A 24,424-nucleotide genomic window follows, 5' to 3' on the forward strand; every position below is an offset into this window, starting at 1 on the left:
ATAAAAAAAAGAGAAAGATATGGCAAAGAAAATCTTATTTGGTGCTGAAGCACGCAGGGAGTTAAAAAGGGGTGTAGACACCCTTGCCAATGCAGTAAAAGTCACCTTAGGTCCTCAAGGACGAAACGTTTGCATTGAGAAAACATACGGTGCTCCTATCGTCACAAAAGATGGAGTTACTGTTGCTAAAGAAATCGAGCTTCCCGAAAAAGAGCATAACATGGGAGCACAAATGGTAAAAGAAGTAGCCAGCAAAACCAATGAAGTTGCTGGTGACGGTACAACTACTGCCACTGTTCTTGCTCAAGCTATATTTAACGCTGGACTTAAAAGTGTTGAAGCTGGATCTAATCCTATCGACCTGAAGCGTGGCATTGATAAAGCTGTAGCAGCAGTTGTTGAACACATCAAAGGGCAATCACAAACCATTGGAGATAGTTATGAAAAAATCGAACAAGTAGCTGCCATTTCTGCTAACAATGACCCTGAAATAGGTAAGAAAATAGCCGACGCAATGCAGAAAGTTAAAAAAGAAGGGGTCATCACTATTGAAGAAGCAAAAGGTCTTGAAACCACCGTAGAAGTTGTTGAAGGCATGCGTTTCGACCGTGGTTATCTTTCTCCTTACTTTGTAACTGATACTGAAAAGATGACTGTAAACTTCGAAAATGCTTATATACTTATACACGAGAAGAAAATCAATAGCATGAAGGAACTTCTCCCTATACTTGAACAAGTCTTTAAAACCAACCGTCCATTGTTGATCATTGCCGAAGATCTTGAAGGCGATGCTTTAGCAACATTAGTGGTGAATAAATTAAGAGGTTCACTTCGTGTAGCTGCCGTTAAGGCTCCTGGTTTTGGTGATCGCCGCAAGGAAATGCTTGAAGATATAGCAATATTAACCGGTGGCGTTGTTATTAGCGAAGAAAAGGGATATAAGCTTGAAGATGCTCAGTTAGATTACCTCGGTCAAGCTGAAAAAATACTTATCGACAAAGAAAATACTACCATTATCAAAGGAGCCGGTTCCCCCGAAGCCATTCAGGCTCGTGTAAAGCAAATTAAAGCTCAAATAGAACAGGCTACAAGCGATTATGATAAAGAAAAATTGCAAGAACGTCTTGCAAAGCTTGCTGGTGGTGTTGCTGTTATTAAAGTTGGTGCTGCATCCGAAGTTGAACTTAAAGAAAAGAAAGATAGATATAATGACGCACTACATGCTACGAGGGCTGCAGTAGAGGAAGGTATTGTTCCAGGCGGTGGCGTAGCATACATTAGAGCTCTTGAAGCCCTCAACAATGTGAAAGTTGAGAATGAAGATGAAAAAACTGGCGTGGAAATTATTCGCCGTGCCATTGAAGAACCACTTCGTCAGATTGCTGAAAATGCTGGTTTCGACGGAAGCGTCATTGCTCAGAAAGTCAAAGAAGGTAAAGGCGATTATGGTTTTAATGCTCGCACTGAACGTTTTGAAAATTTGTACGAATCTGGAGTTATCGATCCCACCAAAGTTGTACGCGTAGCTCTGGAAAATGCTGCATCTGTAGCAAGCATGCTTCTTACCACTGAAGCCATTATCTACGAAATCAAAGAAGAAAAGAACAATCCTCCTATGCCTGGTGGTGGTGGAATGGATATGTACTAAAATCTCAAGCCGCCTTAAGGCGGCTTTTTTATTTTTGCAGTATGAAACTTTATTGTATTTCTCGAGGAAATCCTCAAAATCCAGCATTAATACTTCTTCATGGTTTATTGGGAATGTCGGATTTTTGGATCCCACTAATAAACAAGTGGGAAAAAAATTTTTTTGTTTTAGCTCCTGATCTTCGCAATCACGGGCGAAGTCCCCATGTTGACAATTCTTCTTATGAAGCAATGGTTGACGATATAGTTGAGCTTTTTTCATCTAACAAAATTCCATCGGCTCATGTGATTGGGCATAGCATGGGAGGTAAAGTAGCTATGGTATTAGCCTTTAAATATCCTTCACTGCTTGATTCTCTTGTCGTTGTAGATATGGCTCCTGTAAAATACGAGGAACTTAGTCAAGAGTTTAAAAAAATTTTTTACATCGTAAACCATTTCGCTCCACAGCATTATCCAAATTTGACTGAAATTTATCAAACTTTTGTCTTGCAAGGTATAGAAGAAAAGTATGTTCAATTACTACTTAAGAACATAAGGAAAAACCCCATTACTAGCCGTTTTGAGTGGAAATTTAACCTTTCATCTTTGCTTTCATTTGAAAAAGAATTCTCTGATTTTCCAATTCCTGTCACACAATCTTCTGTTCCTACCTTATTCATAAGAGGTTCATTGTCTTCCTATTTAACTGAAAACCACGTTCCTATTATTCATCAATATTTTCCTCAAAATCAGATTGTAACTATTCCCAATGCAGGCCATTGGGTTCACGTCGATCAGCCAGATCTTTTTTTTAATATTTGTAATCATTTTCTAATAAAGGTCATTCAAAAAAAATATCCAAAACATTATCCCTATGTCATGGATTGACACACATGCTCATCTTTACTTAAAAGAATTCAACCATGATTTTTACCATGTCGTTGAGCGAGCAAAATTGAATGATGTTGAAAAAGTAATTCTACCCGACTTGGATAGCACCGAAAGAGAAAAGATGATCAATGTTTTTAGAACTGATCCTCACTTTTTTTCTTTTATGTTAGGGATACATCCAACCTCCGTCAAAAGTAATTATCGTGAGGAGATTCTTAAATTGGAAGAATCCTTTAATAATTATCCAAATCCATGCGGCATTGGCGAAATTGGTATTGATCTTTACTGGGATATTACATACAAAAAAGAGCAAATTGAAGTTTTCGAATATCAATTGCATCTTGCTCAAAAGTTTAATCTACCAGTGAGTATACATCAACGTAATTCGATCGAACTCGTACTCGATATTCTTCAACATTTCAATGGGAAAATCACTGGGATTTTACACTGTTTTAGTGGGAACGTTGAACAAGCAAAAAAAGCCGTTAATATAGGTTTTTATTTAGGAATTGGTGGTGTTGTTACTTACAAAAATAGTCAAATAGCTGAAGTGGTAAAAAACGTAGGATTATCTGCTCTTGTTCTAGAAACAGACGCCCCTTATCTTTCTCCCGCTCCGCTTCGAGGAAAAAGAAACGAACCTGCCTTTTTACCTATCATAGCCGAAAAAATTTCCTCCCTTACTGGCCATTCCATCGAAGAAGTTGCTAGAATTACATATCAAAATAGCAAAAAATTATTTTATTATGAATAGAAGATCTGTTTTGATTATTTATACGGGTGGAACTATCGGAATGGTAAAAAATCCACGAGATGGTTCATTAAAACCTCTTGACTTCGATAAATTTTATGTTCATATGCCAGTACTTGAAAACTATCCCATTGATATTTCATTTATCTCCTTGCCGAAAGTGATTGACTCATCAGACATGAACCCTGATTTTTGGAGAGAAATAGGACAACTCCTTTATGATCATTATGAACAATATGATGGCTTTGTAATTTTACACGGTTCAGACACGATGGCTTATACTGCCTCAGCTTTGAGTTTCATGCTGGAAAATTTAAATAAACCTGTCATTTTAACTGGTTCACAACTTCCCATTGGCATGATTCGCAGTGACGCACGTGAAAACCTTATCAATTCCATCGAAATAGCTGCCACCTATGAAGACGATACACCTGTGGTTCCTGAAGTTGCCATTTGCTTCGAAAACAAGCTTTTTCGAGGAAACCGCACGGCCAAAATTAATGCGGAAAATTTCGATGCTTTCTTATCTCCTAATTATCCATTACTAGCTGAAATCGGTGTACATATCAAATTCAACAAAACTGCCATAGCTAAACCCTCGTTTAAAAAACTCAAACTCTTAGATAGATTTAAGGAACGCGTAGGAGTTCTGAAACTTTTTCCAGGCATGTCGCTTAACTACGCCCAAAGCTTACTCTTACATCAAGAATTAGATATCATTATACTTGAAAGTTATGGCTCAGGCAATGCTCCAACCAACCCAGATTTTTTAACTCTTCTTAAGGAAGCTATACTTCATGGTAAAATAATATTTAACGTCACTCAATGTAAAGGAGGTTCTGTTCTAATGGGAAAATACGAAGCCAGCAAACAATTGCTTGATTTGGGAGTAATTTCTGGTTATGACATTACACTCGAAGCAGCCATTACCAAATCTATGTTTCTGCTTGGAAATCTGGAAAACAAAGACAAAATTAAAGAACTATTAAACAAAAATTTACGAGGTGAAATTACTCCTGCACCAGAAAATTAAATGTTTTTATTTTTTAAAATTTGATATAATAACTCTCTGGCTCTGAACAATTTAGCTTTGACAGTTCCAATAGGAATATTTAAATATTCAGCTATTTCCTCATAGCTCAATTCGTTGTAAAAACGAAGTTCAATGATTTCGCGATAATCTGGTTTAAGTTGTTCTAAAATTTTCTTTACTAACTTCTTCCTTTGTTTTTTTATAAAAAGTTCTTCCGGGTTCGGGCAAGTATCTTTTAAAGTATGACGAATGAACATTTGTTCTTCATCTTCTTTCTCTTCATCGAGTGATGTGTAATAAAATTTTTTTCTTCGTATGTAATCGATAGCATTATTGGAAGCTATCTTATAGAGCCAAGTACTGAAAGCATACTGAGTGGAATATTGACGTAGATAACGAAAAGCTTTACCAAATGCTTCTATAGTTAAGTCATAAGCATCATTGTGATCCCCCGTCATTTTATACATTAAATAATATACGGAATCCTTATATAAACTTAAAAGCTCTGCATATGCTGCCTGATCGTTGTCTTTTAAAGCACGTTCTATTAATTTTAGATCTCGTTTTGCTTTTTCCGTCAAATGATCATGTTCTAGCTCCATTGATGTAAAAATTTTTTCCTATTTATATAAGGCAGCCAAAGTATCAAAATAAGGAAAATTTCCAAAAAAGGTATAGCATAAGTATAAGGCTTTTCTTTCCATTTTTTTGCAATCAAACCATATACCACACTTTGAAAAAGTATTTTAGCAGTCACCAAACATGCTGTAAACACCAAGAGAACTTTATCCTCATCAAAAAAAATAAAAATGAATATTACCGAAAAAATAAAAAAAAATAATTGCAAAATCGTATATAAACCAGAAAATAGAGTGGCTTTTAAATTATAGAAATCGCTCGTTGTAAAATGCCGGCTTTTTTTAAGAAACCATTTCTTCCAGGAAGAAGGTGAAGTAGAATAGACAAATCCTTCTGGATCTGTGCATATAGCCGTATTATTTCGCCTTGCAACTTGTTGAATAAACAAATCATCGTCTCCAGAAGCTATATGAAGGTGCCGACTAAAACCATGATGCTTAAAAAAAAGAGAACGAGTATAAGAGAGATTTCTGCCTATTCCCATGTATGGAAGACCTATTTTTGCAGCTGAAAGATATAATAATGCTATTTGAAAAGCATCAAAACGAACAAACATGTTCAGCAAATTCTTTTTTCTTTCATAAAGACCTACTCCTAGTATAATCTCTTTATTGCCTTCATTTGACAACATCATTTTTTCAATCCACCTCGAAGAAGCAGGTTTACAATCAATGTCCGATAGCAAAATACGTTCGTAAGTTGCTTCTTTTATTCCAACTGAAAGAGCAAACTTTTTACCGGGATAAATCTTATTACCATGGGTCAAATTCACCACTTTCAAATGAGGAAAGCGATGCTTCATCCACATTAATCTTTCTGCAGTAGCATCTGTGCTGTGGTCATTTACTACAACCACTTCATATTGAGGGTATTCTTGTTTCAGAAACGGAAAAAGGCTTTCTTCGATATGACTTTCTACATTCTGAACACAAATAATTACTGATACAGGTGGCATTGACTCAGCCTGGTTAGTTCTTGATTTATGGAAAAGTAACAATAAAAAAAGAACGTAATAAATTAATAGTAGAAAAAATACCACTCCTAAAATATATATTGCAAACATTGCAAAGATTCTTCGCAAAAGTAAATCAATTTTAACTATTCATGATAGATAAAAATTCTTCATTGGTTTTAGTTTTACTCATTTTATCTTTAAGAAACTCCATGGCTTCGACAGGAGTCATATCAGCCAAATGATTTCGTAAAATCCACACACGTTGCAAAACGTCTTTGCTTACCAGCAGATCATCTCTTCGAGTACCACTTGCAACAATATCGATAGCTGGAAAAATTCGTTTATTAGCTAGCTTTCTATCGAGTTGAAGTTCCATGTTGCCTGTTCCTTTGAATTCCTCAAAAATCACTTCATCCATTTTAGATCCTGTATCTATGAGAGCTGTGGCAATAATGGTGAGTGATCCTCCGTTTTCGATTTGACGTGCTGCACCAAAGAATCGCTTAGGTTTTTGTAGAGCACTTGATTCAACTCCACCAGATAATACCTTACCACTGGCAGGAGAGATGGTATTGTGGGCACGTGCAAGACGTGTGATGGAATCTAATAAAATAACCACATCATGACCACATTCAACTAATCTCTTTGCTTTTTCTAGAACGATTGAAGCAATACGAACATGCTTCTCGGCTGGTTCATCAAAAGTAGATGAAATAACTTCTGCTCTGACGCTTCGCTGCATATCTGTCACCTCTTCAGGTCGCTCATCGATCAAAAGAATGATAAGATATACTTCAGGATGATTATAAGCTATGGCATTTGCAATTTCCTTTAAGATCATAGTCTTTCCAGTTTTGGGCTGAGCTACTATAAGTCCTCGTTGTCCTTTGCCAATAGGAGAAAAAAGATCAATAATTCTGCTTGTCAAAGTTTCATGTGGATGCCCAACAAGTTTGAACTTCTTGATAGGAAAAAGAGGTGTGAGGTAGTCGAAAGATATTCTGTCTCGAATTTTTTCAGCTTCAAGACCATTGATTTCCAAAATATTGACAGCAGTATAATACTTCTCATTTTCTTTTGGAGGACGTATACGACATGTTATCGTGTCGCCAGTTTTTAATCCATAGGTCCGTATGAATTGATGTGCAATAAAAATATCATCCGGAGAATTAAGGTAATTGTAATCGGATGAGCGTAAAAAACCATAGCCTTCTGAGATGAGTTCTAAAACACCTTCTGCTTCAATTATTCCTTCTTGCTCAAAAAGAAACTGCAAACTTGTTCGTGATGGCAAAGTTTCTTCTTCTGGAGGAGAAACTATGGTTTCTTCTGTTGCTTCTGACACCATCTTTTCTTCGCTTTCTTCTTCGACACTAGGCAGTTCCAGAGACTCTTCCTCTAGCGTTGCTAACTCATCCTGAAGAATGGGTTTATCTTGGATTTTCTCAGCTTGAATTTCTTTACTTTCCTTTTTTTCAACCAATTCTTTAAGGGTTTTAACCTGGTTTTTTTCTTCAACCTCAGCAAGTTCTTTTTGCTGTATTTTCTTTATTCTTGGTCGCTTTGGTTTTATTACTTGTTCTTCATCAGAACTTTTTTCAGATTTCTTTTCCTCTCTTTCAAAAATTTCGAGAATTTTTTCAATCAATTCCTTCTTATTTAAATTTTTTACATTTTCTATGCCCAATTCCTTAGCTTTGGAACGCAAAGTTCCCACATGTAAATTTTCTAATTCTGAACTTTTCATTTTATCTAAAAATTACTGGTGAATATAATATGCTCGACAAGAACAATTTCAGAAGGCAAAGATAAACATTATTTTTAACTAAACACTTAACTTTGCTAAAAAAAAAACGTCTAATTCACAAAAGTTATAAGAGATGAAAAAAGTTTTGATTATATTATTATGCTTTATCTTGCACGGTTTTTCAAAAGATTTAATCAATTTTCCTCCTCTTTTAATAAAAAATGAAGGACAATTAAGAACAACTACCGGAACCCAAGCTCACGAAGTTCTTTACTACATGCAAACTCCTTCTTTGGATTTTTTCATTACTCGCAAGGGAATATCTTACGTTTTCAAACAATTTGAAAATGTGCATCCGCGCGAATTTAATGGTACTGAAGATGTTATTCCGATAGTTCACTGGCACCGTGTGGATATCGATTTTGTCGGAGCTCATATTACAGACGAAAACGCATATGTTGAAACAAATGCTTTTCCGACAATAAGCTTCTATAATGAATTTGTACCTGAAGGATTAGAACATAGACCAACTTATAAAAAAATTGTTTTTAAAAACATTTACCCCAATATTGATTTGGAATGGATAGTCGATAATGAAATGTTAAAGTATAACTTTTTACTTCATCCAGGAGCCAATATTGAAAACATACAGCTTGATATCATGGGAGCTAAAGAGTTAATTATTGACAGCACTACTATATTGATTGTTTCTGAATTTGGAATTCTCAAAGAAGGACCTCTCATGGCTTTTACTTCAAGAGATAACAAAAAAATCCAAGTACAATACAATCAAATTTCTCCGAATCGCGTAGGTTTTATTGTTTTAAACTCATCTAATTACATCAAAGAAGAAATGATCATTGATCCCCCTCTTATATGGTCAACCTACTACGGAGGAAGTGGTATAGACGATGGATACAAAATTGTTGCTTCTCCGAATGCAATTTATGCTGTTTTTCAAACGAGATCTACGGATTTTCCTGTTTTCAATCCAGGTCCACCATCATATTATTTAGGCACCTATATAGCCAATTTGGATGGATCTATTGCTAAATTCTCCTTGAATGGTACTCTTCAATGGGCAACTTTTTACGGTGGAGCAAACGATGATGCTTTCATTTCAGCCTCTTACGGAAACGGGGTACTAGCTGTGGTGGGTTATACTACCTCTACCAACATACCCACATTTAATCCTGGAATAGGTAATTATTTTCAAGCTAATAATGCTGGCGGGAGGGACGCATTTATAGTAGTATTTGGCCCTAATGAAGTAAGAGTATGGGCTACTTATATGGGTGGCACAAGTGACGATGAATATAATGATGTTTTCATTGAAACCTCTACCAATCTTTTATGGGTGGGGGGGTCAACCTTATCCAATAACATACCCGTCGTTAATTTTCCTCCCTACTATTACCAAGGCACGTCTCCCGATGCAGCTGATTGGGACATATTTATTCAAAGATTTAATAGTTTTCTTACTTTGACTTATAGCACTTATTTTGGAGGCGATGAAACAGATCGATATGCCTATTTTGATGTAGCACCCAATGGATCGAAAATGTTTCATTTTCAAACCACATCCAATAATTTACCTGTTATACCATACAATGCAAACAGTTATCAGCAAAACGTTACCTTATGCGGAGCGGTTGACAGCTATGCTATTCTTTTTAATAATTCTATGCAAATAGCATGGGGTAGTTATATTTGTGGGGACCAAAACGATTTTGCTTACGATGTCATTTTTGCTGATAGCTTATGGTATTTAACTGGAGCTACGTATTCCTTAACCACTTTTCCAACCGCAAATGTATATAGTTTCCCATTCTTTAGATCATATGCTGGGAATGCAGATGCTTATTTGACAGTGATTAATCCTACTGGCAGAATGATTTATAGTACAGGTATAGGAACAAACTCTATTGATGCCGGACTATCATTAAGCTATGATCCTACTAATAGGTATTTGTACGTATTGGGCTATACACAAGGAAGTGGGTTGGTACCAAGTGTCAATCCTAACGACGGCTCATATTACAAAGGTTCTCCTAATTTATACGAAGCTTTTGTAACACAATTTGACTCTACCATGAGGCCAGTATGGTCTACTTTTTTTGGAGGTAATTCAACAGATCGTTTTAGAAGTAGTACTATTTCCAATGGAGTTCTTTACATCACTGGCTTTACACAAAGTTCCAGTCTTTTTCCTCTTAAAGATTTGAACCCCGGAACGAGTTATTTTGATAATACTCTCGGAGGAAGTCAGGATGCTATCCTCGTAGCTTTCAAACCTTGTCCTAAAAACTTCAATACCATTACTGCTCCAGCTGGCGTTTGTAATAATTCTATCGGAACCATCTATGCCACCGGTGGTACCACGTATTTGTGGAATAATGGTAGTACAAGTGATACCATTCATTTTCTGATGCAACATGATACTACTTATCGAGTAACTGCCACCAATAGTTGGGGTTGCATTGAAAGAGATACGGTCACCATACTCAACTACCCATTACCTAATATTGTCATTTCCCCATCCACATCCCTGCAGGTATGTTTAAATCAAGTAGCTAATCTAACAGCCAGTGGAGGAACCTCATATATATGGTCAAATGGTTCTAATAGTTCTTCAACAAGTGTACTCGTTACCAGCGATTCTTCTTTATATGTGATTGTGACTAATTCTTATAACTGCAAAGACACAAGCTACGTCAACATCCAAGCTTTACCCCTGCCCAATGTAACCATAAGTGGCAAGGATAGTATTTGTCCAAACATAAGCTATTCTTATATTGCACAAGGAGCATCAACTTACTCCTGGGATAATGGAACAAGCCATGATACAGCATGGTATTCATTCACTACCAACGGAAATTATACCATTCAGGTTATTGGTACTTCTAACGCTGGGTGTAAGGATACTGCATATTTTTCTATTTATGTTGTCACTCCTCCTGTGGCATCGATCACAGCCCCCTCAATTTTATGTTACGTTGATACGGCACAAATCTGTGGAAATGGTGGAGTATACTATTTCTGGAACGTTCCAAATACAAACATAGATTCTACCTTTTCATGTTTTACCTTTCATGCTGATACGGGTCAGCAAATTATTCAATTAACCGTTAAAGATGCATACGGTTGTATAAGTATGCCTGTCCAACACACCATTACACGAAGTGTCAGGCCTTCTGTTTTCAATGGTTCTCAGGTTTATAAATGTAAAGAACATAGTGTCTCTCTCTCATATCCACACGCAGGAACCTATTTGTGGAGTACAGGTCAGTCTAATCAAACCATTTATGTTTCCCAGGTTGGATTATATTATGTCACCTATACCAACTCATTAGGTTGTGTATATAAAGATAGTGTTTATGTTTTAAACTTTGCCACACCACCTTTGTCTTTGCAGGGTAATCCATCTGGTTTATGCAATAACACTCTCCCCATTATCTTGCACGCCAATCCTTCTGGGGGTACATGGAACGGGCCAGGAATAACTAATCCATCTACAGGATCATTCGATCCTTCCTCACTTACTCCAGGTGTATATATTTTGAGGTATGTTTATGTAGACAGCAATCAGTGTACGTCTAAGGACTCTATTACTTTAGAAATTTACTCCATTCCTTCTTTTACTACACAAGTAACAGAAGAAAGTTGTAAAGGTGCCCATGATGGAAAAATCATAATTTCAGCTTTTGGTGGTACAGCTCCTTATGTTTATTATGTAGATAACTCACAACATCAAAGTGAAATAAAAAATCTAGCTCCTGGTAGTTATGCAATATACGTAGTTGATCAACATGGGTGTAGTTCTTCTTCTCAAACAGTTAACATACCTGAAGGATTATACCTGTGTGGTGAGATAGATGTTTTCGTCCCAACCATTTTTAGCCCAAATAACGACGGAATAAATGATGTTTTTTATGTGCAGAGTGCGTTTATTAAATCGATGTACTTGGCTATCTTTGATAGATATGGCACAAAAATATTTGAAACAACATCTCAAAATGAAGGATGGGATGGCACTTACCATGGAACGCCTGTAGTTGAGGGAGTTTATTTCTACTATCTACAAGTCACTTTTATTGACGATTCCCAACTTAAAAAAGCCGGTGATATAAGAGTAGTACGATAAGATTTATGCTTTAAGGTTTATCGAAAAGAAGGGCAAGTTTGGCATTTTTTAGGATTATATTTTTTATTCTTTTGCGAATAGCAAGAGAACACGAATAAACATAGCAAGCAAAGAAAAATGAAAAAGTAAATTTTTTTCATAATTCAAAATTATAAATTTTAGTTGATAGGTTCCGATGTAACAAAAAATTGGTATGTTTGCTAAAACTTTCATATGGAAAAATTTTATTCAAAGTTGTCAACATCTAATGCAATAGCTCATTTTCTTGACAAAAATCCAGAAGATTTTACTTGCAAAGATATCTTACGCTACATTAAAAAGAATAACATAAAATTTCTTGATTTCCATTATGTAGGAGGTGACGGAAGGCTTAAAACACTCAACTTCGTAGCTCAAACTAAAGATCAACTAGAACAGCTACTTTATTTAGGTGAACGAGTAGATGGTTCAAGCCTTTTCCCTTTTTTAGAAGCTGGCCGAAGTGATTTATACGTTATCCCTCAATATTCCACTGCTTTTTTGAAAACATTTACAGATGAACCGGCCATTGGGATTTTCTGTCGTTATTTTAATCAACAAGGGGAACCTTTTGAATACAGCCCAGATAACATTCTCTCGAAAGCTGTCTTCTCTTTCAAAGAAGCATCGGGATATGATATTTGGGGCATGGGTGAACTTGAATACTACATCATTTATCCACGACAACAACTTTACATAGCTACAAATCAAAAAGGTTATCATGAATCGGCTCCTTTTGTTAAATGGGAAAGCATTAGAAAGGAAGTTATGCTTCATTTATCCCATGCTGGTGCAGAAATAAAATATGGGCACAGTGAAGTAGGAAATTTTTCCGACGAACAGTTTACTTATGAACAAAATGAAATTGAATTCAGACCAACCTCACTCGAAAAAGCAGCTTATAGCTTATTACTCGCAAAAATGATATTGAGGCAACTTGCTTATAAATACGACATCCAAGTAAGTTTTTCACCCAAAATTTCTCTGGGAAAAGCTGGTAGTGGTCTTCACATTCATCTGCAACTACTCAACCAAGACGGGAAAAATATTGTAATGAATGATGACCATATTTCAGATGAATCAAAAAAAGCAATAGCTGGCATTTTAAAATATTCCCCAGCATTAACAGCTTTTGGCAATCCTATTCCCTTAAGTTATTTACGACTTGTTCCACACCAAGAAGCACCCACCAAAATTTGCTGGGGAGATTTTAATCGATCTGCATTGATACGTGTTCCTCTTTCATGGACTCAACAACCCGAAAAAATGATCACACTTTGCAATCCCCAAAATAAATCTTTGAGTGATCTCAATACATATTCCAAAGCTACATTTGAATACCGTGTTCCTGATGGTGCTGCCAACGTTTTTTTGTTAATGGCAGGTATAGCTACTGCCGCTCGTGAAGGTTTCGAAGACGACCAATCTCTTCAATTGGCTGAAAAAACTTATGTGAATGTTAACATTTTTAAAGATGAATTTTCAAATATTGCCAATAGTCTTGATCGTCTTCCTACCTCATGTTATGAATCAGCATCTGCTCTTGAAAATAGCAAATCTATATTTATCAAAGGAAATGTTTTTCCTGAAAATGTTATCAATCATGTCATCAATCAACTGCGTTCATACCAAGACCAAGATTGGAGAGATCAATTAACTAAACTTTCTGAAGAAGAAAGAAACAAGATATTAAGAAACATCGTACGTGCATATATAGACGTTGGATAAAGAGCCATTTTTTTAATTCAAAAAAATTTTGTTTATTTGCAACCCAAATCCAAAAAAGTACGAATATGTCAGAAATTACTGAAAAGGTTATTTCAATCATTGTTGACAAATTAGGTGTTGATCCATCTGAAGTTAAGATGGAGTCAAGTTTCACCAATGATCTGGGCGCCGATTCTCTTGATCAAGTAGAACTCATTATGGAGTTTGAAAAAGTTTTCGGTATTCAGATTCCTGATGAAGAAGCCAACAAAATAAACACAGTTGGTGAAGCCATTAAAGTTCTGGAAGAAAAGCTCGCTCAAAAATAAGTCGATCAATGGAAAGAAGGCGCGTGGTGATCACTGGGTTGGGAGCCATTACTCCACTGGGAAATTGTGTATCTGATTTTTGGCAAGCACTTATTCAGGGAGTAAGTGGTGCTCAACCCATTACCAAGTTTGATACTTCTAAATTCAAAACCCAATTTGCCTGTGAAGTAAAAAATTTTGATCCTTTACAGTTTTTTGATAGAAAGGATCTTCGAAAATATGATCGTGTTTCCCAATTCGGTATTGTTGCTGCAAATCAGGCCGTAGAGGATAGTGGTATTAACTTTGCTAGTTTAGACAAAACCAGAATCGGGGTTATATGGTCTTCTGGTATTGGTGGGATCATTACACTCGAAGAGGAAATTAAATCTTTTTATTTGAGTGATCAGGTACCACGTTTCAATCCTTTTTTAATCCCTAAGATGATCCCCGATATTACGGCTGGTTACATTAGCATGATTCATGGATTAATGGGTCCAAATTATGCAGCTGTCTCAGCATGTGCTTCATCTGCTAATGCAATTGCTGATGCACTGATGCTCATCAGGCATGGATATGCAGATGTCATGATAGTTGGAGGTTCAGAAGCATCAATCACTCCAACAGGAATTGGAGGATTTAATGCTATGCAAGCTCTATCTACCCGAAACGACGATCCTGCCACAGCTTCTAGACCTTTTGACAAAGATCGAGATGGCTTCGTCATGGGTGAAGGTGGAGCTGGAATGGTTCTCGAAGAGCTTAATTTTGCTTTGGCACGAGGAGCTCGTATATATGCTGAATTAGCCGGTTTTGGCTTATCCGCCGATGCTTATCATCTTACTGCCCCACATCCTGAAGGAGAAGGAGCACTTATAGCTATGAGAAATGCTGTTCAAGATGCTAACATTCAATTAACTGATGTTGATCACATCAACACTCATGGAACAAGCACTCCTGTTGGAGACGAAGTTGAACCAAAAGCGATAGTACGCTTATTTGGCGATCATGCAATGAAAATCTCAATAAACTCAACTAAATCTATGCATGGCCATCTTTTAGGTGCAGCTGGCGCTATAGAAGCTGTGGCTGTTGCTTTAACTATATACCATGGCATTATTCCACCTACGATCAATCACTTTACTGATGATCCTGAAATACCACCTCTTGATTTTACTTTCAACAAGGCTAGAGAAAGAAAAATTCGTTATGCATTAAGTAACACTTTTGGTTTTGGCGGTCATAATGTTTGTCTGGCATTTGCCAAATTTGAGTAAGTGTTTTTCCAGCGAAAAATTTTAACTACTCCTCTTAAAAAAGAAATAAGAAGATTATTCGGTTTCGTACCAAGTAATCTTTTTTTATACGAGCAAGCTTTATTAAAAAAACACGCAAAAACCCAACGATTTGGGTTTACCATTTCTAATGAAAGACTCGAATTTTTGGGAGATTCCATTCTTAACTCTATTGTAAGTACTTATCTTTTCAAACGTTTTCCCCGAGCTACAGAAGGGGAACTAACCATCATGAAAAATAGACTAATAAATAGACAAACTTTGAATCTCATTGGCCATCAGATTGGACTTACTCAACTTCTTCAATCCGAAACCAATTCAGAAAATCAAAACTTTATTGGCAATGCTTTAGAGGCTTTCATAGCTGCTCTATACCTTGACAAGGGATATAAAAAAACAGAAAAAATTATCACAAATAACATTTTTTCAAAGCTAAACATTGATAATATTATTTCTCAGGAAACTAATTACAAAAGCAAACTTATTGAATGGTGCCAGAAAAACAAATTTTCTTATGATTTCAAATTATTGCAGGAATTCTTTGACCATGGAAAAAAAAACTTTGTTGTAGAAGTTTATATTAATGATTTACCCCAGGGAAGAGGTATCGACATGAGCATAAAAGCTGCACAGCAGAAAGCAGCTAAAGAAACTCTTGAAAAACTCAATTTACTTTAATTCTTTTTCTTCCAGTACAATGGCTTCGTAAACGTAGATTTCTGCATCTTTATCTTTCCAACCATCCCAACCAATGCCAGCTTTATCGCGGGCACAATGCCCGAGGAACTCTTCTTTAGTCCATTGTTGTTCTATTGCTACCTGTGGCAAAAGAGTTCCACCCCAAAACCCTTTTTTGATATATATGCCATGCTTACCTAATTCAATCTCATCCACAGAAGAAATTTTCCTCATCGGCGTCAGAACCGATATTTCAATTTCAACATCAGGATATTCTTCTTTTGTTAGAGGTTTGAATCTGTTATCTTGAAAAGCAGCAGCAACGGCCATTTCTTTAATATTTAGCCACAACATTCTATCTTGTCTAAATGTACCAATGCATCCTCTGAGCTGACCTTTTATTTTCAACGTTACGAAAACACCGCATTTTTCTTGTAAGCGTGGTGTTATTTGTGTTGAATAATTTGGAAAAGGCCTTTGAAAAAGCCTTTCTTCTATTGCTTTCCGGGCTATATCAAACATGAGTTTTTTTTCTTCATCTGAAAAAAGGAATGTATTACTTACTCTGGAAGAAGTTTTTTTCTGGTGAACTACCATCGAGACATAGCCAACTACACGAGTAAAATCAGAGGAAACATCACCAGAATTGGCATAATACAGTTTTTCTATCTGGTATCCTTCTTTATCTATCAAGTTCAGTAATACGTAAACGCCACTGTAACCACAAATCGCCGTGTAATAATTTGGAATTGCTTTAGATTCATTTTCTTTTACCTGTTTTTCAAATTGTCCTGGATCGGAGGATAAAATAGCTTGAATCACAAGAGAATCTAAATTTACAGCTTCCTTGTATGGGGGATAGTGAGCTAGATCGGTGCTGATAACAAACAAATTTTCCTCTGTAAAATACGGTTTCAGGGCATTACTTATTTCAATCAATGCAGATTTATTTTTTGTTCCTATACTGATAGGGATGATACTAAAACTATCTAGAACAAATTGCAAAAAAGGAAGTTGAACTTCTAGGGAATGTTCCTCTTCGTGAGGTGAGTTATTAAAACCAAAAACAGGATTTTTCCTCAGCTGTTCGACAATCTGTTTATTAATGGGAACAACGCCTAAAGGTGTTCTGAAGCCATCTCCTAGATATGCTGAAGCTCCCCCAAAAGATGAAACATGACTTGTTCCAATGATAAAAACATTTCGATATGGCTTTTGTTTCTTTAAGACAGAGTAAGCATAGGCAGCCACTTTTCCACTGTATACGTAACCTGCATGTGGCACAATGAGGGCTCTAATTCTTTCAGAATATGGTTGAATCCGAACTTCCTCAAAAGTTTGAGTAAGATAAGTTCGTAGATTCTTTTCATCTGCCGGATAAAATTTTCCAGCAACATATGGATTTCTGATCTGACCCATTGAAAAAGAAACGAAATAAAACATAATCACTCCACTTGTTAATCGTATCATGAAGTAAAGTTATTATTTTTTCATGATAAATATTATACACGGTAAAAATAAAAAATTAAATTAAATTTGCAAAAATTTATATTCATGAAAAAGTGGTTGTCATTCATAACAATGATTAGTGCTTTTCTAATATTACGTTCCCAAAGTGATACTATTAAAATTAAAATTGAAGATCCACAGATGGCTGAACGAATATACAATGAAGGTACGACTTTATTGGACAAAAAGAAATATGCTGAGGCTATTAAAAAATTTGATGAAGCCATATCAATGAAACCGGATTTTAGCAAAGCCTATTATAATCGCGGCGTTGCTAAATATGAACTAAAAAATTACGACGGTGCTATTGCTGACTTTACGAAAAGTGTCGAAATTGAACCCTCAGCTAATGCATATTTTTTAAGGGGAAAAATAAAATATGAAAGAAACGACAGAGAAGGAGCAAAATTGGATTTTAATAAAGGCTTAGAAGTTGATAACATGCATCCTCAACTGTATTATTATCGTGGTAGTATTTTCTTTGATGAAAATAATTTCCAGGATGCCATTGAAGATTATAAAAAAGCTGTGGCTTTGAATCGTGAATACGCTTACGCTTACAATGACATGGGTAGTGCTTACAAAATGCTCGAACAATACGAAGATGCTATACGATGCTACAAAGAAGCGATTAGAATTAACCCAAAATTTGCTATAGCTTATAATAATTTGGGTAGTGTTTTACGAAAAACCGGTCAGCTAGATGATGCTATCTTGCAATTCTCCAAAGCTATCGATGCTGATCCGGATTATGTTTTAGCTTACAACAACCGTGGGTTGGCTTATATGGATCAAAACAAATATGACGAAGCTATTAAGGACTTTTCTAAGGCCATTCAACTTAATTCAAAATATGTCATTGCATACAATAATCGAGGCGCTGCATATTACAAAAAAGAAATGTACGACAAGGCCATTGAAGACTTTTCCAAAGCCATTGAAATAAATCCAAACTATGCCGCCGCTTATCTGAACAGAGGTAATGCCTACGAATTATCTAAAAAATTAGAGAATGCTTGTCAAGATTGGAAAAAAGCTGGTGAACTAGGTATTCAGAATGCCCAATTATATTATAAACAATTCTGTTCAAAATTCAAATAAGATAAAAAAGCTATGAAAGCAAGATTATTCTATATTATTATTATCCTGAGCTTTAGCATATGCGCTTGGAGTCAGGATGTCCCTTTTGAAAAAAAATACTTTTCAGACGGAAAAACATTTAAAGAAGCTAAAAAGGCTTTTGATAACGGTAATCTATATTTTGGGAAAAAAGATTATTTGAAAGCTATAGACGAATACACCAAAGCATATAACTTAAATCCTAATAATTCAACTCTCAATTTTCGTTTAGGTGTAAGCTATCTAAAGTATAATCCTGAAAAAGCCCTTGAACTTATTAAAAAAGCTGAGCAACTAAATCCTCGTTGTGACCCCCAATTGTTGTTTTATGTCGCAAGAGCATATCATCTCAATCATCAATTCAACGAAGCTATTGAGTATTATAAAAGATATAAGAACGGATTATCTCCTCGTGATTACAGCGAATTTTCTCCTATTATCAATAAGCACATCCAAGAATGCGAAAACGGTATCGAATTAATTAAAAAACCAGTCAAAGTTTTCATCGAAAATTTAGGTCCTGAGGTTAATACTATGTATAGGGAGATCAACCCTATCGTAAACGCAGATGAAACCATGATGATATTTACTTCCCGCTCAGACAAAACTACCGGTGGAAAAATCGATCCTCAAGATAACATGTATTATGAAGATATTTTTATCGCTGAAAAATATAACGATGTATGGACAGTCAAAAATCCTGGGAAACCAATTAATAGCGATTTTCATGATGCCACTGCTGGACTCAGTCCTGATGGTCAAATCCTTTTTGTTTACAAAGGTGACAATGGGGGTGACATCTATATGTCCAAATTGAAAGGTAAGGAATGGAGCAAGCCTGAGCGAATGAACAAAAATATTAACACCAAATTACACGAAAGTTCTGTTTCGATGGGACCAGATGGAAGAACTCTGTATTTTGTTTCCGATAGGCCTGGTGGGTTAGGCAATAGAGATATATGGGTTTCCTACATGGATAAAAAAGGAAATTGGGGTCCTCCCATAAACTTACGAGAAATTAATACTCCCTACGATGAAGAAGCGTTATTCATCCATCCTGATGGAAAAACTCTTTATTTTAGTTCCAAAGGTCACAATACCATGGGGGGTTATGATATTTTTAAAACTGTATATGAGGGAGGGCACTGGAGTAAGCCTGTTAATTTAGGTTACCCCATCAATACTGCTGATGACGATGTTTTTTTTACCATCGCTGCTAATGGGATTCATGCTTACATGAGTTCAGCAAGACCTGGCGGTTTTGGCGATCAGGATCTTTATCTTGTTACTTTCATTACAGAAAAACCTGTTATCACTAGTAGCGAAGACAACCTCATAGCATGGAGGATTGAACCTATCAGTGAAACAGTAGTAGAAAAAACGGTGGCTGTGAATCTTGCCTCTCTCACACTCTTCAAAGGACGTACACTGGATGACGAAACCAAACAACCAGTAGAAGCCACCATTATTCTTACTAACAATGAAACCGGAGAAGAACTTGCTACGTTCACATCTAACAGTGCTACTGGTAAGTTTCTTATTTCGTTGCCCAGCGGTAAAAATTATGGTATTGCTGTCAAAGCAGAAGGTTACCTTTTCCACTCTGAAAACTTTAATATTCCAGCCAATGCAACTTATCAAGAAATTGAAAAAGATATATACCTGAAAAAAGTCAAGGTCGGAGAAGCTATTGTTTTAAGAAATATTTTCTTCGATTTTGCTAAAGCCACCCTTCGCCCCGAATCAAAAGCAGAGCTAGATCGACTGGTTCAGCTCATGAAAGAAAATCCAACTCTAAAAATCGAAATTTCAGGTCATACCGATAACGTAGGCTCTGCAGAATACAATAAACGTCTTTCCGAACAAAGAGCCAAAGCTGTCGTAGATTATCTCATACAAGCTGGAATTTCTGCTGATCGACTTACGTATGCAGGTTATGGCTTCGATCGTCCCATTGCTCCTAATACAACAGAAGAAGGACGTCAGCTTAATAGAAGAACTGAATTTAAAATTTTAAGCAAGTAATTTATAATGTGTTTTAATAATTTTAAAATGCATATTAATAGGACCAAGAAAATAGTAATTGTATTTTTTCTGCTATTGATATCTTGTCATAAAGAAGCCCCTGATCCCGACGATCTATATAACAAAAAAGTAGCAATAACTTTTGAATTACTTTCCGAAGAAGATAAAGCATGCGGCAGAGCATGCTCTGATTTTCTACTTGTTATACCTAGCCAAGCACCACCTGAATATTATGTGAATGAATTTTACTTTAGCTTTTCTCGTCACAATATGTTTGGAAAGGGAAGTTATATTAAATATTCCAATAAAGCAGATATTTCTTTTAAAGGCTCTAATGGAGCTTACTCTTTTGATTACTTTTTTACTTTCTATTTTAATAGTAAAACTTATGAGTTAAGTGGAGATTTTTCTGATAAAGGTAAGTTTTGGATTCACAAAGATAAAATCAAATATTTTAATGATTCCAATAATTGATGTGATGAAATCCATTTTTCATTTTGCAAATAAATTTTTCTTTGTTTTTTTAGTCATAAACATGTCTTGCACCAAAGAATCACCAACGCAAGATGAGTTTTATGCATTTGACAATTTTCAGATAAATTTTTATCCAAAATATGTGCGAGGCTTATCTCCTTCTCCCTCATATACTATTTTTTGCGAATATTATAATGATAAATTCATAGAAATCTTTTTTTCAGAATCTTTTTTAAAATATTTAGGAACTTATGAAAAAACTAATAAAAATATGGGGGTAATTCGATATTTGGATTATGAAAATAAATATGAATTTTACTTGAAATTTACATCGAAAAAAAGAGGTCAATATCAGTATTATATTGATGATCAACTTAGAGATATGGGGAGGTTTGAAATTATTTGTTTAAACACCGACTAAACATCAATCCTTGAAAAAATTTTTTCATTAAGTTTGCATAAAGATTCTTCTTATGGGTGAAGAAGACTTATTAAAAATTGCTCGTAAAAGAGTAGGTTTTAAGGTGCATTTAATTATATATATTCTGGGTAATTTGTTACTTTGGGTTTTATATTTTTTGTTTTTTTTTCTTTTTGACTTTACTTTTCCATGGGCTATCTTCCCTACGCTGATATGGTCAATTGCTCTTGGATTTCACTATTTTGTCGTATTCAAATGGAACGAAAAATGGGTTGAAAAAGAATATCAAAAACTTGTTAAAGAACAAAGCGAATTCAAAAATAAAAACATATGACAGGAGAATCCAGCAAATTAATAGCAGAAGCCAAAGATTCCATGAATCAAGCGATTGCTTTTTTGGAAAAAGAACTGATAAAAATCCGTGCGGGCAAAGTTCATCCATCTATTTTCGATAATATAAAAATTGAATACTACGGAAAGCCAACTCCTCTTCCTCAGTTGGGGAATATTAATATACCCGATGCTCGTACCATTGTCATACAACCATGGGACAGAACTATTCTAAAAGAAATTGAAAAAGCTATTCTCAATGCAAATCTTGGCTTTACTCCTGTCAACAACGGTGAGGTTATTCGTATATCAGTTCCACCCCTTACAGAAGAACGCCGAAAAGAGCTGAGCAAAAAAGTCAAAACAGAAGGCGAAGAAGCAAAGATTGCCATTCGTAACATTCGACGTTCTATTCTTGAAAAAGTTAAAAAACTCACCAAAGACGGCGTCCCCGAAGATGAAACAAAACAGGTAGAAAAAGAAATTCAACAAATTACGGATAAATCAATTGCCAAAATTGACGAGATAATTGCTGCCAAGGAAAAAGAAATCATGAGCGTTTAATCCATGTCCAGTTTCAAAAAACTCATTCGCCTTATCCTTCCATATTGGAAGGAGCTTTTGTTGTATTTCTTGTTCAATCTTTTATCCGTTATTTCATCTCTTTTTTCAATTACGATGGTCATCCCTTTTCTGAGAATACTTTTCGGATTGGAACAAATTGTTTCCAATCCTGTTCCACTTCAGTTTTCGCTCTCATCTATTCAACACAACCTCAACTATTTTATTTCCTTTCTAATTCAAAATTACGGAAACGAAAACACTTTGTTCATTATCAGCATGATGATTGTGTGTTTATTTTTTTTTCGCAACAGCTTTTCCTATCTTTCACTTCATTTCATTGCTCCTTTACGAAATGGTGTAATCAGAGATCTCCGAAATCAAATGTATCAGAAAATACTCAATCTTCCTCTTTCTTTCTTCACCAACGAGAGAAAAGGTGATATTTTGAGTAAAGTTTCTAACGATGTTCAAGAAGTAGATAACACTATCATGGCTTCCTTACAAGCTTTTCTCAAAGATCCTATTACCATTCTTGTTTATCTTTCTGCTCTGTTTTTTATGAATTATAAACTCACGCTAATCATTCTCATTGCTCTTCCTTTTATAGGTATTATTCTTGGAAATATTGGAAAATCTCTCAAACGTAAATCTCGCGTGGGGCAAGAAAAATTAGGCTTACTCATATCCCAAGTAGAAGAAACACTAAGCGGTATACGAATTATCAAAAGCTTTACAGCAGAAGATCATGCTTATGCCAAAAACATTAAAATTAACCAAGCATATACTCAAATCATGAACAAAATTTTCAGACGTCGAAGCCTTGCTCAGCCGCTGACCGAATTTCTTGCTACACTCGTTTTCGTGGTTATTCTCTATATTGGTTCTCTTATGGTTCTCCATCAACCTTCAGCGTTTTCTCCTGAATCTTTTATTGCCTACATCATGATTTTTTCTCAAATCATCCCCCCAGCTAAGAATTTTACTACATCTATGTACTCAGTTCAAAAGGGTATGGCCTCCTTTAATAGAATAGAACAACTGATCCAAACACCGGAAGTTATTACCGACTCTCCAGATGCCATTGATATAAAAGAATTTAAAGACAAAATCGAATTTGTTCACGTTTATTTTAAATACAATCAGGATACTACTTTGGAAGATATTAATCTTACCATCGAACGTGGCAAAACCATTGCCATTGTAGGTCACTCAGGAGCAGGAAAAACAACATTGGTTGACCTTCTTCCTCGTTTTTTCGATGTAACCAGCGGTGAAATTCTCATAGATGGCATTCCCATAAAAAAAATTACCATTACTTCTCTCAGAAGACTTTTTGGCATAGTTAGCCAGGAACCTATTCTTTTTAACGACACTTTTTTTAACAACATAGCCATCGGAAAACCTGATGCAACTATGGAAGAAGTTATTGAATCAGCTAAAATTGCTTATGCCCATGATTTCATTATGGAAACACAATTTGGCTATTACACCAACATCGGCGAAGGAGGTAACAAACTGAGTGGTGGTCAAAAGCAACGAATAAGCATTGCACGTGCTGTGCTAGCCAATCCTCCCATTCTTATTTTAGATGAGGCCACATCATCACTGGATTCGGAAAGTGAAAAAATTATTCAGGAAGCACTAAAAAATATCATGAAGAACAGGACATCTATCGTGATTGCTCACAGACTTTCATCAATTGTCCATGCTGATGAAATAGTGGTCTTACATCAAGGTAAAATTGTTGAAAAAGGAACTCACGCTGAGCTTTTAGACAAAAATGGTTATTACAAAAAACTTTATGATACTCAATTTTTCATAAACGAATAGTTCTCGAAAAGGCTTTTTTGACTGAAACGCTTTCTATTTCTCCGCCCAAAGAAGGATGGTTCTTCTTCACAATTACTTCAATGTTGCTTATTTGAGTGAATTTATTTAATAAACTCTCTCCAATTTGAAACAAAAGCCTTTCTAGTAAATTGTAAGATTTCTCGACGATGTGAGAAACTTCAATATATATGTCCTGGTAATTTAGAGCATATTTTAATTCATCAGTTTGCATAGCCTTTTCTGCATCGTATGTAATGATCAGATCAACTTCGATATTAGAAAAAATCATTTTTTCTTCAGGAAAACAACCTACAGGAGCCCTGAATTTCATACCTTGTAAGGCAAGTTCTGTCATAT

The 24,424-nt window shown here is 35.6% G+C and carries 21 protein-coding genes; 16 read left to right on the top strand and 5 right to left on the bottom strand.

The window, feature by feature from the left end; all coding sequences use genetic code 11:
• The first annotated feature begins 19 nt into the window (after positions 1 to 19).
• Genes groL through N2Z72_06005 form a run of 4 tightly spaced genes read left to right on the top strand, consistent with a single transcriptional unit; the run spans position 20 to position 4,304 of the window.
• Entirely contained in the window at positions 20 to 1,648 is a 1,629-nt protein-coding gene (gene groL, locus N2Z72_05990) for a chaperonin GroEL (GenBank protein MCX7697227.1), read from the top strand.
• 41 nt (positions 1,649 to 1,689) lie between these two features.
• Positions 1,690 to 2,517, top strand: a complete 828-nt coding sequence (locus N2Z72_05995; GenBank protein MCX7697228.1) for an alpha/beta fold hydrolase — start codon at positions 1,690 to 1,692, stop codon at positions 2,515 to 2,517.
• Positions 2,504 to 3,274 carry a TatD family hydrolase gene (locus N2Z72_06000; GenBank protein ID MCX7697229.1) on the top strand — a complete coding sequence of 257 codons (771 nt, stop codon included), beginning with the start codon at positions 2,504 to 2,506 and terminating at the stop codon, positions 3,272 to 3,274. Before N2Z72_05995 ends, N2Z72_06000 begins: the two co-directional genes overlap by 14 nt.
• Positions 3,267 to 4,304, top strand: a complete 1,038-nt coding sequence (locus tag N2Z72_06005; protein ID MCX7697230.1) for a type I asparaginase — start codon at positions 3,267 to 3,269, stop codon at positions 4,302 to 4,304. Before N2Z72_06000 ends, N2Z72_06005 begins: the two co-directional genes overlap by 8 nt.
• Here N2Z72_06005 and N2Z72_06010 read toward each other — a convergent pair.
• Genes N2Z72_06010 through rho form a run of 3 tightly spaced genes read right to left on the bottom strand, consistent with a single transcriptional unit; the run spans position 4,301 to position 7,645 of the window.
• Complete coding sequence (locus tag N2Z72_06010; protein MCX7697231.1) at positions 4,301 to 4,906, bottom strand: sigma-70 family RNA polymerase sigma factor; 606 nt, start codon at positions 4,904 to 4,906, stop codon at positions 4,301 to 4,303. The two genes, N2Z72_06005 and N2Z72_06010, sit on opposite strands and share 4 nt — an antisense overlap.
• Entirely contained in the window at positions 4,897 to 6,006 is a 1,110-nt protein-coding gene (locus N2Z72_06015; GenBank protein MCX7697232.1) for a glycosyltransferase, read from the bottom strand. Before N2Z72_06015 ends, N2Z72_06010 begins: the two co-directional genes overlap by 10 nt.
• A 31-nt stretch (positions 6,007 to 6,037) precedes the next feature.
• Positions 6,038 to 7,645 (bottom strand): transcription termination factor Rho, encoded by a 1,608-nt coding sequence (gene rho / locus N2Z72_06020; GenBank protein ID MCX7697233.1) that lies wholly within the window; start codon positions 7,643 to 7,645, stop codon positions 6,038 to 6,040.
• Between the two features lie 133 nt (positions 7,646 to 7,778).
• Here rho and N2Z72_06025 point away from each other — a divergent pair, with 133 nt between their 5' ends.
• The 5 genes from N2Z72_06025 to rnc all read left to right on the top strand — a co-directional run bounded on the left by N2Z72_06025 (position 7,779) and on the right by rnc (position 15,795).
• Entirely contained in the window at positions 7,779 to 11,789 is a 4,011-nt protein-coding gene (locus N2Z72_06025) for a gliding motility-associated C-terminal domain-containing protein (protein ID MCX7697234.1), read from the top strand.
• A gap of 213 nt (positions 11,790 to 12,002) precedes the next feature.
• Positions 12,003 to 13,535, top strand: a complete 1,533-nt coding sequence (locus N2Z72_06030; GenBank protein ID MCX7697235.1) for a glutamine synthetase family protein — start codon at positions 12,003 to 12,005, stop codon at positions 13,533 to 13,535.
• A 65-nt stretch (positions 13,536 to 13,600) separates the two neighbouring features.
• On the top strand, positions 13,601 to 13,843 hold the full coding sequence (locus N2Z72_06035) for an acyl carrier protein (GenBank protein MCX7697236.1): 243 nt from the start codon (positions 13,601 to 13,603) through the stop codon (positions 13,841 to 13,843).
• An 8-nt stretch (positions 13,844 to 13,851) separates the two neighbouring features.
• A complete protein-coding gene (gene fabF, locus N2Z72_06040) occupies positions 13,852 to 15,099 on the top strand; it encodes a beta-ketoacyl-ACP synthase II (protein MCX7697237.1) in 1,248 nt (415 codons plus the stop codon).
• Entirely contained in the window at positions 15,100 to 15,795 is a 696-nt protein-coding gene (gene rnc, locus N2Z72_06045) for a ribonuclease III (GenBank protein MCX7697238.1), read from the top strand.
• Here rnc and amrB read toward each other — a convergent pair.
• Positions 15,787 to 17,265, bottom strand: a complete 1,479-nt coding sequence (gene amrB / locus N2Z72_06050) for an AmmeMemoRadiSam system protein B (protein MCX7697239.1) — start codon at positions 17,263 to 17,265, stop codon at positions 15,787 to 15,789. The two genes, rnc and amrB, sit on opposite strands and share 9 nt — an antisense overlap.
• Positions 17,266 to 17,349: 84 nt before the next feature.
• On the opposite strand from amrB, the gene N2Z72_06055 reads away from it, so the two are divergent.
• The 7 genes from N2Z72_06055 (at position 17,350) to N2Z72_06085 (ending at position 24,067) form a co-directional block, all read left to right on the top strand.
• Complete coding sequence (locus N2Z72_06055) at positions 17,350 to 18,405, top strand: tetratricopeptide repeat protein (GenBank protein MCX7697240.1); 1,056 nt, start codon at positions 17,350 to 17,352, stop codon at positions 18,403 to 18,405.
• A gap of 12 nt (positions 18,406 to 18,417) precedes the next feature.
• The gene (locus N2Z72_06060) at positions 18,418 to 20,448 is read left to right on the top strand and encodes an OmpA family protein (protein MCX7697241.1); all 2,031 of its coding nucleotides are present in this window, start codon (positions 18,418 to 18,420) and stop codon (positions 20,446 to 20,448) included.
• A 27-nt stretch (positions 20,449 to 20,475) separates the two neighbouring features.
• Positions 20,476 to 20,922 carry a hypothetical protein gene (locus N2Z72_06065; protein MCX7697242.1) on the top strand — a complete coding sequence of 149 codons (447 nt, stop codon included), beginning with the start codon at positions 20,476 to 20,478 and terminating at the stop codon, positions 20,920 to 20,922.
• Positions 20,923 to 20,983: 61 nt separating this feature from the next.
• Entirely contained in the window at positions 20,984 to 21,343 is a 360-nt protein-coding gene (locus N2Z72_06070; GenBank protein MCX7697243.1) for a hypothetical protein, read from the top strand.
• A gap of 52 nt (positions 21,344 to 21,395) precedes the next feature.
• Entirely contained in the window at positions 21,396 to 21,677 is a 282-nt protein-coding gene (locus N2Z72_06075) for a 2TM domain-containing protein (GenBank protein MCX7697244.1), read from the top strand.
• Positions 21,674 to 22,237 (top strand): ribosome recycling factor, encoded by a 564-nt coding sequence (gene frr, locus N2Z72_06080; GenBank protein MCX7697245.1) that lies wholly within the window; start codon positions 21,674 to 21,676, stop codon positions 22,235 to 22,237. The genes N2Z72_06075 and frr overlap by 4 nt, the downstream gene beginning before the upstream one ends.
• 3 nt (positions 22,238 to 22,240) lie before the next feature.
• Positions 22,241 to 24,067 carry an ABC transporter ATP-binding protein/permease gene (locus N2Z72_06085; protein MCX7697246.1) on the top strand — a complete coding sequence of 609 codons (1,827 nt, stop codon included), beginning with the start codon at positions 22,241 to 22,243 and terminating at the stop codon, positions 24,065 to 24,067.
• Here N2Z72_06085 and N2Z72_06090 read toward each other — a convergent pair.
• A complete protein-coding gene (locus N2Z72_06090) occupies positions 24,054 to 24,422 on the bottom strand; it encodes a dihydroneopterin aldolase (GenBank protein ID MCX7697247.1) in 369 nt (122 codons plus the stop codon). The two genes, N2Z72_06085 and N2Z72_06090, sit on opposite strands and share 14 nt — an antisense overlap.
• Between the last annotated feature and the right edge of the window lie 2 nt (positions 24,423 to 24,424).

The sequence above is a fragment of the Bacteroidales bacterium genome, assembly GCA_026418905.1.
GTDB lineage: Bacteria > Bacteroidota > Bacteroidia > Bacteroidales > DTU049 > JAOAAK01.